The sequence below is a fragment of the Enterococcus sp. HY326 genome (assembly GCF_026157065.1).
In the GTDB taxonomy this organism is placed as follows: Bacteria; Bacillota; Bacilli; order Lactobacillales; family Enterococcaceae; genus HY326.
In genome coordinates this window covers 24646-39010 of the sequence record NZ_JANLGQ010000010.1, presented here as the reverse complement: position 1 = coordinate 39010, position 14365 = coordinate 24646, and the positions used below count along the sequence as shown (strand labels likewise).

The following is a 14365-nucleotide window of genomic DNA, read 5'->3' as shown; positions in this document are numbered from 1 at the left end:
GTCTATAGCAGAAACTTTGTTCAAAAAAATGAGACTACTCGAGAAACTATCTTTCAAAAATTTTACTCTGATTATGTATGGGAAGATGACCAAAGTTAAATAAGGTAGTTGTCAGCATAGCTATGGTCGCTGCTAAATATAGTTCACATAGTCCTCTTTATAAAAAGAAGCAAGCCCATAAAGAGCTAGCTTCTTAATTTACATAAGTTACGTTATACCAAGTGAATATTATGAAGAAATATAAACTATCTGGTTTCGATATGTAAGATTCTACTATCGATTCCATTCATAAGAAAGAATTAAATTGAAGTGATACACAAATTACATATTTAAAAAAAATCATAAATTCATCATTATCATTTGGCCTACCGAAAAAACAAATACAAAGGTTTGGCTACTTTTTACTTGTTTCCAGGTTAAAGATAAATAGTTTTTTAAAATGAACGATAGTAATATGCCCAATGTAGGAACTACGAAGTGAGCGAAGAACAATAAAAAAGTATTGGAAATTCCTGAAATTTGGACAAAAAAGTCCACTAAAAATATAATAAGACATAAAATTATAACCCAATCTTGGTATTTACTTATCTTGTAGCTGATCTCATCTTTACTGCTCTTACCCATATTACATTTGCACCCCTTCTCTATAATTACATGCAAGATCAACGTGTTATCTGAGCATTCTTTTTTTAAACTTGCAATAGTGCCATATTGATCATAGACAGTTCCACAGGTTAAAATATCAGTAAGCCAATATAGCTGACATCAGATGTCTTACTTTGTATATTTATCTATCTCATTTTTTAGTTTCTGTACACGCCTAGTATAAAAGTAAAAAAGGCATCTTGATACAAACGATCTTGTTTTTAGTTTTCTTAATTTGCACTCATAGTAAAAGATTTTTTCGTATCTGCTTTCTATTTGATATATAAAGTTCATCATAGTACCCCTTTTCTACTGATAAAACTATGCTCAAGTTCATAAACTATTAATAATTACTTTTTTAGTCGTTTTCTCAAAATCTATTCTTTCAAAAATGTTTGCAACATCAAATTGAACACCGTTTATTCTATTGGTATATATAATTATAAAGATTTTTTTATACAGACTCAATCATAGAAAATGAGTTATAATATATCTAATGGTAAACGCTTACCGAAGGTTTTACAAGAGAATTTATCATGGAGAGGATGAGTAGTATGTTAGAAATCATAATTGGACTAATTTGTGTAATATTAGGTGGCTATCAAGCGTATAGAACCTACAAATCATTTAATTTTGCTAAAGAGCATGGGAACCAGAATACTTCTCCATTCTTACCACTCGCTCTTTGGAGTGGTATAATTTTCAGTTTTGCATTAATTGTAATGGGAATTTCATTCGTTTTCAATTTGATTTAACCCGACTTCTCACTTAATCAATATAATCGTTTTCAAAATCAAGCAAAAAAGAGAGAAAAATTTTTAAATATGGCAATTATTCAAAATGTATGAAGCATTTAAGTTTGAAAAAAGTATAATTAGAGGAGTTGTTTGTCATGAAAATTCTACAAATATTTTTGCTTGTTGGTTTAATTTTAATAGTAACCATGAACTTAATCACTGCTATTACAGGTTTAGCCAGTGAATTAACATCAAAAAAAGCAACGAAAGAAGCAGTATATAATTTCTTTAAAAACTTAATCTTTGGGACGATAACACTTTTAGACGGTGTTTCTTATTTCATATAAAACCAAATTTCTTGTTATTTAACCCGCTAGTAGACATAATGTCGATTATCCAAAGTAGCGCGTTTCCGTAAGGCTCACTCCTCTTCACTTTGTGAAAATGCAAATTCTAATTGTTTCACAAAAAAGGAAAGCTGCCCTACCAGTAATTTCACCAACTTAAAGTTTGTGAAATTTTCTTAGTCACTTGGTGACCTCTTGTTATAAAAAAGGGACAGGCAACAATTACTAGATGCGGAATCAAATATCGTTAAACTTTAGGAGATAACTTTATGTGCCTGCCCCATTAAAATTATACCACGATTTTTATTCTCTCTATAACTTTTTATTCGCCTATTTGACGTTTTTTTATTTTATGATAAACTGACTCTATCCCGACCCCCAAATATCGGGAACCCTGGCCACTTGTTATCACGAGCAAGTGGCTTTTTCTTTATTCTGTTTATAGATTGGAGAATACCCTATGGATCTACTTAATCAGTATGTTGTTTTTACAGGCACCTTAACTCATTTTACTCGACAACAAGCCCATGCTTTAGTGTATGCGCTTAATGGAAAACCTCAGACTGCCGTCACTACACAGACGACAATCTTAGTAATTGGTACTCGACCTGTTAATTTGTTAGAAGAAGAAAAACCCTCAAAGAAGATACAAAGAGCAGATACCTTGACATCTAGCGGTCAGCACATCCTTTATCTCACGGAGTCCCAATTTTTAGCGCTTATCAAGGATATTTTTCTGTCAAAACAAGGCTAGATACTAATTTACTATTCAGTCTTGCTAATTAATTATTATTTAAGTCTTAATTGAAGATTAGAGTTTAAAATAGTATTCACATTTATAAATTAAAATCTTAGTCGAGAATATTTATATAAGTTGGTCGTTCTATTGTTATAAATCTCAAATTATCAGTTTCATAAGTATCCCCTACAGAAACATCAACAGATATTTGTTCGCCTATTTTAAATTGAGACAACTAGGCAACTTTCTTATTCACAGAAAACTTTCTCCCCTCATCATCCAATAGATAAGAAAAATCAAGAATAATCCTTTCTCCAGCATTATAATGATTCGATTTATTATTTAGTATAATCACATCAATTTCTTCTGCTTTTATTAAATCAACTTTAGCTTCAATATAATCTGGAGGTAACTCATTGGCATGATAATCGTTCATTTCACTATCTCCTTTATTCATTATGACCAGAATAATAAAAAGAAAGAAAACTGTACAGATTATGCTTACTATTGTAAAACGAGCGTTTTTCATCTGTGTAAATAACTCTCTTTCATAAATATGTTAAATCTTTTTAGAAAAAGTTGTTGTGCTATAACTTTTCAAAGTACTTGGGACTGTAATGTATTTAATATATTTAACACAGTCTGTCCATCCGTCATACATCGCAACAAAATTATGGTAATTACCTACACTTGTACCACTTTAGCTTCAAATATACTATTAACAGCTGATATGACAGCCTTCCCGGTTCTATTAAATCCAATTGAACCTGTTTCAAGATTATTTGAACTATAAATGGAATCTTCCAATTCAGTTTTTTTCTTTTTTATCTACATTCTTCACTAATAAATTATGCGTATAACGTTCTTCCTTTGCTTCCGCCATTTGATTATTAGGTTCATCTAGAATGTCCGTCAGCTTGTTATTTTAGTAGATTGGGATTGGCCAATATACGTCAATATTCAATAAGTTATTACTTTATTATGAGTAAATAAGAACAAAAGCACCGATTTAGTCACTTAAAGACAGTACATCTTCATTCGTTGCAATGCAGTGTACTCCAGTCGTGTCTTGCCAATATAACAAGTTGGCATCTGAATTGTTTCTATTATCAATTTTTTGAAGTTTTCTCATTTCTTGTATTGCAGAACCAAAATCTTCAGTTATTTTATTTTCAATTTCTAGCATTGAAATATACTCTTCCCTAATAAGATCTTTTTTAGTGTCATTCTGTATAAATTTAGTTAGCTTACCTGAAGTTTTTTTATTATTGGAATCTCCTTCTGAATCATTCAATTTTTTTAGTGCTTTACTACGATTACGGAAATTTCCATAAACAAATAATGTATGTTCTAAGATATTTTGAAAATTAACTGTAGAATACTTAATGCATTCTGGATTTTCTTGAGTATCTAAACATAGTCTTAAATACTTAATACGTAAAAGCAATAAGCTAGAAAGAAGAGTAAAGTAAGCATCACTGTTTTTATATGCTGAAGCTGTATTCTCATTGAGACTATCAAGAATTTCATAACGAGCTTTTAACTTTCCACCGTCTCTTTCTACTAAAGCCAATCGAATCATCATATCTTGGGAAAAATGACCGATTGTTGAATACTGGGTATACAATTCATCTACCACGTCAATAGCAGAAGACAAATCAGCTATACTTGTTACTTCTTGACGTAATAAAATTTGATCGATTTCTTTTTGGATAACATCTAATTTTTTATTAACGACTTTGAATTGTTCCATGATAACTAACGTGCTCATTACTTGCATAGCGATAATTGGGGCTACTATAGGTAACGAGGCTGCCACTGGAATAAAACCAGCTTGACCAACAATACCTCCACTTCCCATAACTGAAGATCCTACTCCCCCACTAGACAGTTTCATAAGTAAATCTGGATTTGCTGTTGCCATGAACAATGTTGAAGAAAAACTTGAAGAAATAGCAGTAAGGCCTATTCCACTTGTTGCAATTACGCTTGACATGACTGTTGGGGAAATACTCATTTGGTTTTTCATGTACCTTCCTGTACTAAGATAATTTTAAGCTAATTTTTGAATCAGTTGTTCTCTGGACTCTCCTTGTATCTCTAACAGCTGCATGTTTTGTTGTTCTAAATTTTTTTCAGTCATGTTTGTATCCCCTTTTTTTGTTTCTGGTTCAAAGTTTTTTCTACTCCCATTTTAGATGTCTTCAGTCTTAATTTCGTAATAGCCTTCGTAGTAATAACTCGCATCAATTCCCTTAAAGAATTGTTCTTTACTCAAATCATCTGTCAAGGCATGTTGAATCAGATATTTTAGTTCGTTAGTGCTTACCGTGCTACGGATCGTGGCATTTAAATACTCATCTTTATCAATCTTATTCCAATCCACTATTTTGTGCAGTTTATGTTTCAGAATTAAATCTAGCCATATTCGAGTTGCTCGGCCATTTCCTTCTCTAAACGGGTGAGCTGCATTCATATCTGAATATTTATCAATAATTTCATCAAAGGTTTCTTGCGGTAATTGATTGATATAATTTAAAGACTGCTCTAAAAATATACGTGGCGCAAATTGAAAATTCCCTTTTGCAATATTGACTTCGCGAACTTTTCCTGCAAAGTCGTAAATATCCTGAAATACAAAATGGTGAATGTCGGCTAATCCTTTAAACGTCCCAATTTCAAGGTCATTTATCTTACCAGACTCAAAAAGCTCTTTGGCTCGCTTTTTTGTTAATAGCTCTTCTTGTTTCGCTAATTCAGCGGAATTTGTTAGTCCTAGTTTATTGTCTAAAACCAAAGTATCACCTCATCGTTAAATTTTATGAAAATATTTTTTGGAAAATTTAGGTCGTTCATTTAGCTATGTTGCTTCGTTGGACATCAATTTAAAACGGCTATAGATTCCAAAAGAAATCAAACCAAAACTACCTAGTCCAAGATTAACTACACCATAAGAGGATTCTGGCTGCATTGACATACCAGTAACATAGAGATTTATCATCATTAGCATTTTTATAAATATTCTACTAAACATAATCGTAATATTTCCAAACCCAAATGTAGTTAATACGACTGTTGTTAATAGTAATCTAATTATTTGATAAGCTATACTTTATAGAGTTCAAACGAACATTTTTTGCAAGAATGCTTTTTTCTGCTCTTGTAGTAAACTTAACTTACGCTGATGAAGAGCGATAGTATCGTCGAGTTGTTTGAAAAATATACCTATTCTCTCTTGTTCTTCGATACTAGGTAAAAGGTATTTAATTGAATTCAAATCACGAGGATAAACTGCTGCCACACTAGTAGTTCCAACTGCTCTAGCATTCACTTGATTTAACATTTGTTCAGTGTTATAGAGATAATTAAAAAATATTGTATTAATCCCAGCAAATATAAAACAGGCTATATTACTATTGTATGCAAATTTCCCACGAGCTCTAAAGTATTCCTAGTATTAAATAAAAAATCACCAAATTTAACAATATTCTCAGGTTCAATAGTTTGTTTTTCATCAAAGTATTCTAATTTTTTAAATAAGAAATATCCACGTTGGATATTTCCCATCTTCAATAATGGTAACCCTCTGTTTGTCTCTGTACCCAACAAGTTAGTTCCAGTTTTAATTGATACTATATTGTCTTTGAATTTACGCTGTTCCCAATCATTAGTAAACCCCGGAAAGCGAAGTTCTAGTACCTTTCGTTGTTTACTCATGCCAGGTCACCTCTAATTCTTCAAAGTACTGGTCCAATACGGCATTTCTCTCCACTATCTCTCTATCGATTGCTTGTAATTGGTGGTGAACGGCATGTAAATCAATGTCAGGTTCTTCTTCAAAGGTATCGACATAACGAGGAATATTTAGATTGAAGTCATTCTCCGCAACTTCAGTTAACGGTGCCACATAGCTATATTTGTCAATCGTTTCACGATTTTTGTAGGTATCTACTATCTTTGACACATGTGCATCCGATAACCGATTTTGATTCTTGCCTTTTTCAAACTCGTTAGAGGCATCAATAAATAAAATATCTTTATCGTGTTCAAGGCATTTCTTAAAGATTAAAATGCAGGTAGGGATACTAGTCCCAAAGAAGATATTGGCAGGCAAGCCAATTACGGCATCCAAATAGTTATAGTTATCGATTAATACTTTGCGAATAGTTCCCTCAGCTGCGCCTCTAAACAAGACCCCATGGGGTAAAACAACAGCCATCGTTCCATTATCAGCCAAATGATAAAGTACTTGTTCATTGTGCTTGTTCACCTGTCGCCTAAAGTTTTTGAGTAATGCCTCTTCATCTGGAATCTTAACTTGTTCATAGCCATTAGATGTCAATAATTGAATTAGCCTTTTTTCAAGCGTTGCTTCACTTTCGTAAGTCATCCACTTCTCCTTAACCCACCGTTTAGTCTCATTTTATCATACTGGAGGGTGCAAAAAGATATCCTAATGTAGCAACGAGATAGTTTTTTATCCAGGAGTCAGGCAAAAAATGATTATAAAACTGTTGGCCCGTTCATCCAACTGAGAGATTCTACATAAAGAACAAGTCGTTTTATAAATAGAAAATATCGTTTACAAAACGGACTTGTTCCTTTCATCCACAGCAATTTTATGCTAAAATGAGTATAATAAAAGAGGACATACGATAATATGCCCTCCAAGTAGAACCGTTTAAGACGGCAGCAAGTTTTAACAGATTTTAGAAATAATCGTCGCCCTGCTAAAGTTGACGGTTATTTCTTTTTGTCGTGTTTAAGCAATTCCACAATCAATTTTATCAAAGCAATGGTAAACATACCAAAACTCAATAACAATTGAATTGTCTCTAATGCAGACAAAAGGCTTCTCCTTTCGTAGATTTCAGCACTTACATTCATAAGCACCACCACCTCTCAAAGATAGCCACCGTCATAACTTTTCTACCTGTTTAGTATATCATAAATAAAATTAGTCAGCTTCCAAACGGAAAAACAAGCTTTAGAATTTCGAGGCTTGTTGCTTTATCCTGTAAAAATCAAAAAGACAAATCGTCGTCTGAAATATCTATACTGTTGCCGCCTAGAAAAGGGGCTGAACTCGACTGAAATTTGTCAGAAACGCTTCATTACGATCTATATAATCTAAATAGGAGCCATAGATTTTTGATCCACTAAAGGTAAATTTTGAGACGGTGACTATTCCTACTTTACTGTTGCTCATGAAGAACCAGCTTCTCGTTCACGTTTGGCTTCTAGGTTACGTTTATTGATGTTATCGACATCTTTTGCGACTTTTGTTTCAGCCGCTTGTAGTGCTTGAGTGTGCAACTGATCTGTGGTGATAAACCCGTTGATTCCCAAGTGAAAGAGTAAGCCATTCATTGTTTCCAAAAGTACCCTGGTATTTTTTTCCGTAGTACCTGTGCGAGGTTCAATTACTCTAAATTTCTGAGCCAGTTTCTCTGCGGTTAAGTTGGAAAGAAGATCAAAGTTGGTGCTTAACAAACTGGCACTTTTATACAACTCTATTAACCGAATAAGAAGTTCTGAATGGCTCTTACAATCCTCATTGGATTCTTCAAACTCCGACCAAAATCCATACGCTTTTGGTGTGGACTCAGGCGACAGTCGTACGTCGATTCGATAGGTAAGTTTCATGTTAATCCTCCAATCCAATTGTCTTAATTAAGTCCGACATCATAGTCGTGTTTGCTTGAATGACAAGCAAGCATTCACGCACAAGAGAATCATAAGTCCGACTCATGTTTTGTAGGTTAGCTGACTCACCATGTGTCACCAACAATTGGCGCACATATTCTTCTCTGGAAGTGTTTGCGTGTTTGGCTTTTTCGTCTAAAGCTGCAACGGTTTGTTTAGGTAAATTTCTCACTTTTATCTCGCCCATAGGGGTCACCTCATTTCATTTTTCAGATGGAACAACGACTCAATACAACGAGTGTACATCAACACATGTTCATAGAATCTTCATATTTCACAAGGAAATCTAGTAAGAGCATAAGGGAAACCTGACCCCAAAATTGGAGTAAACCGCAGAGCGGTTTGGTTTTTTCTAGGGCCCAGTTTTTTTTCACATGCGGCAAATATGGGCTTATCTGCCGGACCTATTTTTGGAGAGTGCGTTTCTTCCAGCAACCGCTCAAAGGAGGTTATCCTGTCTTCATTCGAGGAAATTTCTTCCTCAATATCGGCCACTTCACTGAGCTTTTGTTCCTTGGTAGATGTGTTACTAGCTATCTTTTCTTGGATAGCAGATTGGTCCGCTTCAGCTAATTGTTCATATGATTTTTCTAAATCAGAATTAGCAGAATCTAGTTTCGCAACGTCTCGTTCTAGCTCAGAAATTTTAGTTTTGTATGACTCATTTTCGTCTTCAGCTAGCTTAATTTTTGATTCTAAATAGGCCACTTTTCCTTCTTGTATAGTGAGCGAATAGTCTGTTAACCCGTCGCTAAACAATTCAAATTTATCCGTTGCAGCCAGGCTCGGTTCCACGCCTTCTTCTACCGGAAAAAGCTCATAACTTATCTTTTTCCACTTCGTAGGAAGTTGTACTCGAACGATAAAAAAATCTTCATAAACCTTTGTCGTTTCCGTTGGTAAATAGTCCGCCGTAATCTTATCTGCCTTCGCAAATAATTCAAAACTTACTAACGGATTGGTCTTATCTGTAGGGATTTAAAACGCAAAAATGAATTGATTTTCGTCCTTGTCATAGCCATTTGCTAAGTAAGTTATGGGAACATTTCCTTGTGAGAATGTCATGTACAAAGGGGTACTTTTGTCTGCCTGAAATAGACCAGATAGAACGCCACTCAGTTGAAAAAGAATCAAAATAAAGACGATTAAAACCGTTCGTTTCAAATATTTTTTTCGTATTGAAGTGGTCAACTTGACCTTTGGAACATCCATAAGAGCCTCCTTTCGTTTTAACGATTATTGGTCAATTTAATTACCCTTTTAGTATCCAGATCGGACATCATACATGGTAATTGTATTGATTTTATTTTCAGTTGTTAGGTCTAACTCAAGAACAAATTCATTACGTATCTTATCTTTTTGTGTCTACTAATAAATTAGATGGCTTTCAATCCGATAAGCTTTTATTTCTACATGATTTTCTAACCGACGTCGTTGTGTTGTATTCGTGTTTGTAATTCTTCAAGTGCTTCTTGTGCAGAATTGGCCTCAATATCTCGCTCACACCCATTAGCTACAGTCCCTAGTGGATTTGGTGTACTTATCCAATACACATCAAATTGATTCATTTGTCCCTCTCTTTCTGTCTTGTCCTGTTTTCAGTTTTGTTAGGCGGCACTTTGTCGTTTCTAGTCTGCCTGATCAGCCCTTCCAGAACGTGCAATAAATTGTTGAGAATCCCAGTCAAAAGTCTACAAACGCATTTCCGCTAGTTGGTTAAATCCTTCGGTTTTACAATATACACGTCTCCAAGCTTAAAGCTCTCTACCCGTTTCACAAAGATTCTCCTTCCAAAAAATTGTACATAAGCACTTCGTGTGTTTTTCTTTTTTGAGAAGTAGTCATTAGTCGGTGCGAACACTCTTGAAAGAAATAGCAAAAGCTCTTAAACATGTAATTATCCGCATTTTTAATTGTGTGGTCTGTTCGTATCTTTTGAACCACACGCCGTAAATGTAACTCGATTTCTTCTTGCCAATCTTCTCCGATGACGACAATACCCGTTTCTTTTTCCACCTTCTTTTTGGCACGCTGAATAATGCCAACGGTCTCATAAGCTTGGTCAAAGGTTTTAGAAAATAAGGCGATAAATTTTAAACTGTTCTCTGTCAAAAAGGTTTGCGTATTGGTCAAGTGAAAGCTGGCTAACAATTCTTGATCCAGTTACTGTTCTTTGTTAGTATCTATCACTTTAGTATCTTTTTTATCTGTATCTTTTATTGTGTTAATTTTAATACTGGTACTTTTATGTGCGTTATTTTGATGAATAGGGTATGGTTCATTTTGAACCATAGGGTCGCTATTTGAAATATTAATCGCTACTGGTTCTTCTTTAGTATGCTCTTTTGGGAATTGGTTGAGGGTGTAAATGTTTTTTACGATTTCTCTCTTGTCGTTAAACACTTGTGTAACAGACAAATAGCCATAATCGATTAAAAGTTTTCTATGTTTGTAAAATCTATTCTTTGCAATAGATAAGTCACATAATATTTTTTTTAGAGAAGGAAATGCGGTATTTCCTGCCCCGGCATAAGTTACAATATAGGCATAAATAGCTTTTGCTTCAATAGTCAACCGTATGTCTTGCATTACTAGTTTTGGCATAACACCATAACCTTTAGCATTTATATTTTGAGTTTCTAGGTAATTCTCAGTTAAGTTTTCCATTGTTAAAAACTCCTTTAAAATATTAGTAGTGTACGAGTAATAGTAGAGAGCTAAAACCTATAAATGCAAAAAGATACATTTAACATATAATAGCTCGATAGTATTTGCAATAGCGTAGATGAACAGATTTATGTATCTTTGTATCTAAGTAGCGAAAGATAAAAAGATACAAAGATAAATGTATCCTTGTATCTTTTTATGTATCTTTGTATCTTTGATGTTTCTATTGTTATAGCAAGCTTTATGTTATATACTTATAAAAAAGATACATTTTCTATTTATTTTTGTTTGACTTTAAGTTATACTAGAAAACAAGAAAAAGGATACAAAGATACATGTATCCAATGTTAAATTTATATTACAGAAAAAGGGGAATTGATATGGCAAAGACTATTATTTTCGGTCAACAAAAGGGTGGGGTTGGGAAAACGACAGATACATGCATGACTGCATTAGTCGCTGCATTAGTAAAAATGCACAAGGTATTAGTTATAGATATTGATCTTCAAGCGAATGCTACTGCTTTTTTATCTAAAAGTTTTAATTTAGAAAAAATTCCAAAAACTATTATGGCAGCATTAGAAGACGGTGATTTAGGAAGCTCTATAATTGAGTTAAACTCAAATTTACATTTAATTCCTTCTGGCTATGATATGAGGCTCTATACAGAGTTTCTGACTGAAAATTTTAATAATACTAAAGATAGAACATTTTATTTGAAAAAGTTACTCTCTAAAATCGAAAACAATTATGATTACATTTTTATTGATGTTCCGCCTTCAACAGACTTAAAAGTTGATAACGCAATGGTGTGTTGTGACTATTTAGTTGTTGTTCAAGAAACACAACAATTTTCTTTCGAAGGTAGTCAAAGACTAATTTTCGATTATGTGCAAACTTTAGTAGATGATTTTGGAAGTCAAGTACCTATTCAGATCGCTGGTGTACTACCGGCATTGTTGCAACAAAAAAGACCAATGCACCAAAAATTAGTTGAAGAAACAATTGAAACCTTTGGAAGAGATAATGTATTTAATACTATCATTCAAAATCATGCAAGATTACAATGGTATGCTAGGTTAGGGTTCAAATTCGAGGACTACCATGACAAGAAAATGATTGCTCTATTTGCAGATATTTTTGAAGAGTTAGAACAAAGAATTAAACTATTTGAAGACGAAGGAGACGTTACAAATTATTTGTATCAACCTTTGTATTCTTTAACTCAGAGTAAATTAACTAATCTTGGAAAGGAGCTGAATGTTAATGGGTTTAATTAATCGAGACATACCAAAAGGTCCAGAAATTGAACAGGAAGCAAACACAAGTCGAACAGATAAAGTAATTCTTAATAGCAAAAAAAAGCTGGGATCTGAAAATAGAAAAAATATAAAAGTGAGTGAAGATACTTTTAATCTTGTTAAGACAATAGCTACCATGCAAAGTTTAAAAAATTATGAATTTATAGATGAAGTAGTCCATTTTTATATAGAAAATAAAATGTCTGAAAGAGAGCAAAGGATACTTAAAAACCTCACCCCGAAATAAGATACATGTATCCTTTTATCTTTGTATCTTTGTATCCTTTTTATAGTCATTAAAAATACGGGTTCAATCTGTAGCTTTTTATCATTAAAAGAAACTTTATTTTTTATATTTTACTATAAGTAAAGACAGTAGATGATTATTTCATCTGCTGTCTTTTTGTGTTGTATTCTTATTGTCAACATCCTTCACCAGCTTCTCTAGTTCATTTTACTCTTTGGTCTCCCAGTTTTTATTAAGAATTTGTGGGATAAAAGAAGGAGAGATAATTTTCTTCTTACTATGACTCATTTTAACCATGCTGTAACTCCTTTAAATTTTATAAACCGATTAAACGAACAGTGTCATAAGGGATTGCAGTAGTTCCCACATAAAGTGCCACGTCATCATAGCCAATTAATTTACCTGTCACGTTAGGTCTGACATTCCCTTCTAAATCCGTTTCGTCAAGCTGAATGAAAACAGCTCGATCTTTTAGTAATGCCTCCTCAATAACGTCTTGTAATTCTTGTTCTGTGAGTTGAGGTAAAGCTTTGATTGACGTATGACGAGTTGTGTGGTCGCTTGATAGGGTAGCGGTATGCTCACTTAAAAAGAAGCCTTGATACTTTAACAAGCCTCTATCTCGATACTGGCGAAAAAATTCAGCTTTAATACTCATCTTTGGCTCCTCCTTGATTGATTCCTTCACTGCCGCCTGCATGGCCACCGACCTGAGACGCCCGTTTAATTGCGGTTCCAGCTTCTAAAGCAGAATAACCATGCACAATCGACGTAAAACCAAAGCGATTACGAATCTCGTCAATGAGCGAGTCGAGTTTCTCTTCTTTCAATTGCTGCTCCGGTTCTTCAAATAGAGAGAATTGAAAAGCTCCATTTTCAACCAATCCACCACAAGTAATGGAAATATTGCGTACAAAACAGCCGGGCGTATAAAATTTATGGAATAACTGAAAAACAGCTTCCGCAAGTGGTTTCGAGCGGTCTGTTGCGGATATTTTTTGTTGCCTTGAAAAGCCGTCTGTAAAAGGCCAAAAAAAGATGTAGGTTTTAGGCCAATGAAAAGCAGATTAGATGTAGGTACGTTTAATAACACTATATTAGGTATAACTTTACTTGGAACTAAGGTGTGATAGCCTTTGGCTGAGCCGCATCCTTTCCTCTCAGGCTTTCTAAAGGCGTACATCACACCTTTAGAAGGTTCTTAGTCAAGTTAGACCAGATTCTATAATGAAATTTGGATTAAATAGACAATTATTAATGGCCAAAAACCTACATTTTCAATGCCCTTTTTCCTACATTTTATTGTGGCCCTTTACACTAAATCCAAATTTCAGAGAAGGCCGACAAAAAAAATTCAGCAAAGACCAGTTAGAGTTAGCACTGGAATTATTGAAGCAGCACAAGACCGTTTCAAATAAAACTGGTATTAGTGTGGCTACCTTATATAGAGAGAAAGCAAAAAGAGCTCAACTGGAAGCTGAGCTTTCTTCTATTAAGCAAAAAATATAGAAACGATAGAGTATTGTTTTTGTTGGCTCTTTATAACTGATCACATTTAACGGAAAAAGGTCCCGACTTTGATCCAACCTTCATTTTCCTGTTTCTAATTCTTCTTTTGGTGTTCCTATCTCTGGAAGAACAGATAAATCAATTTTAGCTTCCTCAAGGGATACATCTTTTGGAAGGGCTACAGATTTATTACCTTTAAACGTATATAGGACATAAGACCTTTGCTCAATCATTGTATCCTCTTTTTTTAACACATCACCTTCAGTTGCATACTTACTTTCATTTCCTACTAAATCGCTAGAAGAACTTGTCTGACCTTTTGTTTCTTTTACCGAAGATGTTGTTTGATCACTCATTGATAAATTCCCCTTTTCTGCATGATTGATCTGACAACCAGTCAAAGCAATACTTGCTAATAAAAATACTATAAAAAAAATTTTTTTCAATATAGAACACTCCTTTTACAT

General features: G+C 33.8%; 21 protein-coding genes and 1 pseudogene. 5 read left to right on the top strand and 17 right to left on the bottom strand.

The annotated features are described in order from the left end of the window. Window positions 1–1537: 1537 nt before the first annotated feature. On the top strand, window positions 1538–1729 hold the full coding sequence (locus ORH16_RS17820; protein WP_265460246.1) for a hypothetical protein: 192 nt from the start codon (window positions 1538–1540) through the stop codon (window positions 1727–1729). Window positions 1730–2189: 460 nt separating this feature from the next. After that, window positions 2190–2483 carry a BRCT domain-containing protein gene (locus ORH16_RS17815; RefSeq protein ID WP_265460244.1) on the top strand — a complete coding sequence of 98 codons (294 nt, stop codon included), beginning with the start codon at window positions 2190–2192 and terminating at the stop codon, window positions 2481–2483. 220 nt (window positions 2484–2703) lie between these two features. Here the strand turns inward: ORH16_RS17815 and ORH16_RS17810 are convergent, their stop codons facing one another. The 14 genes and pseudogenes from ORH16_RS17810 to ORH16_RS17745 form a co-directional block, all read right to left on the bottom strand. Beyond that, window positions 2704–2904, bottom strand: a complete 201-nt coding sequence (locus tag ORH16_RS17810; protein WP_265460243.1) for a hypothetical protein — start codon at window positions 2902–2904, stop codon at window positions 2704–2706. Window positions 2905–3477: 573 nt separating this feature from the next. Beyond that, complete coding sequence (locus tag ORH16_RS17805; protein ID WP_265460241.1) at window positions 3478–4497, bottom strand: hypothetical protein; 1020 nt, start codon at window positions 4495–4497, stop codon at window positions 3478–3480. A gap of 165 nt (window positions 4498–4662) precedes the next feature. Continuing rightward, window positions 4663–5265, bottom strand: coding sequence for a protein adenylyltransferase Fic (gene fic, locus ORH16_RS17800; RefSeq protein ID WP_265460240.1), 603 nt, complete (start codon window positions 5263–5265; stop codon window positions 4663–4665). Between the two features lie 324 nt (window positions 5266–5589). Further along, window positions 5590–5844 (bottom strand): restriction endonuclease subunit S, encoded by a 255-nt coding sequence (locus ORH16_RS17795; RefSeq protein ID WP_265460247.1) that lies wholly within the window; start codon window positions 5842–5844, stop codon window positions 5590–5592. A gap of 29 nt (window positions 5845–5873) precedes the next feature. After that, window positions 5874–6185, bottom strand: a complete 312-nt coding sequence (locus ORH16_RS17790; RefSeq protein WP_265460238.1) for a hypothetical protein — start codon at window positions 6183–6185, stop codon at window positions 5874–5876. Further along, window positions 6178–6714, bottom strand: a pseudogene (locus ORH16_RS17785) (N-6 DNA methylase); the annotation flags it as partial. The pseudogene ORH16_RS17785 and the gene ORH16_RS17790, both read right to left, overlap by 8 nt. 497 nt (window positions 6715–7211) lie before the next feature. Continuing rightward, window positions 7212–7355, bottom strand: coding sequence for a type I toxin-antitoxin system toxin PepG1 (gene pepG1 / locus ORH16_RS17780; protein WP_265460237.1), 144 nt, complete (start codon window positions 7353–7355; stop codon window positions 7212–7214). Window positions 7356–7673: 318 nt separating this feature from the next. Continuing rightward, the gene (locus ORH16_RS17775) at window positions 7674–8114 is read right to left on the bottom strand and encodes a hypothetical protein (RefSeq protein ID WP_265460236.1); all 441 of its coding nucleotides are present in this window, start codon (window positions 8112–8114) and stop codon (window positions 7674–7676) included. 1 nt (window position 8115) lies between these two features. Then, window positions 8116–8361 (bottom strand): FitA-like ribbon-helix-helix domain-containing protein, encoded by a 246-nt coding sequence (locus tag ORH16_RS17770; RefSeq protein ID WP_265460235.1) that lies wholly within the window; start codon window positions 8359–8361, stop codon window positions 8116–8118. A gap of 80 nt (window positions 8362–8441) precedes the next feature. Beyond that, window positions 8442–8882, bottom strand: coding sequence for a hypothetical protein (locus tag ORH16_RS17765; RefSeq protein WP_265460234.1), 441 nt, complete (start codon window positions 8880–8882; stop codon window positions 8442–8444). Between the two features lie 270 nt (window positions 8883–9152). Further along, a complete protein-coding gene (locus ORH16_RS17760; protein WP_265460233.1) occupies window positions 9153–9386 on the bottom strand; it encodes a hypothetical protein in 234 nt (77 codons plus the stop codon). A 209-nt stretch (window positions 9387–9595) separates the two neighbouring features. Next, entirely contained in the window at window positions 9596–9742 is a 147-nt protein-coding gene (locus ORH16_RS17755) for a hypothetical protein (RefSeq protein WP_265460232.1), read from the bottom strand. Window positions 9743–9947: 205 nt separating this feature from the next. Continuing rightward, on the bottom strand, window positions 9948–10325 hold the full coding sequence (locus tag ORH16_RS17750; RefSeq protein ID WP_416207879.1) for a hypothetical protein: 378 nt from the start codon (window positions 10323–10325) through the stop codon (window positions 9948–9950). Between the two features lie 12 nt (window positions 10326–10337). Beyond that, the gene (locus tag ORH16_RS17745) at window positions 10338–10841 is read right to left on the bottom strand and encodes a helix-turn-helix domain-containing protein (RefSeq protein ID WP_265460231.1); all 504 of its coding nucleotides are present in this window, start codon (window positions 10839–10841) and stop codon (window positions 10338–10340) included. Window positions 10842–11221: 380 nt separating this feature from the next. On the opposite strand from ORH16_RS17745, the gene prgP reads away from it, so the two are divergent. After that, complete coding sequence (gene prgP, locus ORH16_RS17740; protein ID WP_265460230.1) at window positions 11222–12121, top strand: ParA superfamily DNA segregation protein PrgP; 900 nt, start codon at window positions 11222–11224, stop codon at window positions 12119–12121. Then, window positions 12108–12389 carry a hypothetical protein gene (locus tag ORH16_RS17735; RefSeq protein WP_265460229.1) on the top strand — a complete coding sequence of 94 codons (282 nt, stop codon included), beginning with the start codon at window positions 12108–12110 and terminating at the stop codon, window positions 12387–12389. Before prgP ends, ORH16_RS17735 begins: the two co-directional genes overlap by 14 nt. Before the next feature lie 316 nt (window positions 12390–12705). Here the strand turns inward: ORH16_RS17735 and ORH16_RS17730 are convergent, their stop codons facing one another. After that, window positions 12706–13047 (bottom strand): hypothetical protein, encoded by a 342-nt coding sequence (locus tag ORH16_RS17730; protein WP_265460228.1) that lies wholly within the window; start codon window positions 13045–13047, stop codon window positions 12706–12708. Next, window positions 13037–13429 carry a hypothetical protein gene (locus tag ORH16_RS18995; RefSeq protein ID WP_416207880.1) on the bottom strand — a complete coding sequence of 131 codons (393 nt, stop codon included), beginning with the start codon at window positions 13427–13429 and terminating at the stop codon, window positions 13037–13039. Before ORH16_RS18995 ends, ORH16_RS17730 begins: the two co-directional genes overlap by 11 nt. A gap of 187 nt (window positions 13430–13616) precedes the next feature. On the opposite strand from ORH16_RS18995, the gene ORH16_RS17720 reads away from it, so the two are divergent. Beyond that, complete coding sequence (locus ORH16_RS17720; protein WP_265460226.1) at window positions 13617–13898, top strand: hypothetical protein; 282 nt, start codon at window positions 13617–13619, stop codon at window positions 13896–13898. Between the two features lie 80 nt (window positions 13899–13978). Here the strand turns inward: ORH16_RS17720 and ORH16_RS17715 are convergent, their stop codons facing one another. After that, window positions 13979–14344 (bottom strand): hypothetical protein, encoded by a 366-nt coding sequence (locus ORH16_RS17715; RefSeq protein WP_265460225.1) that lies wholly within the window; start codon window positions 14342–14344, stop codon window positions 13979–13981. Window positions 14345–14365: the final 21 nt, after the last annotated feature.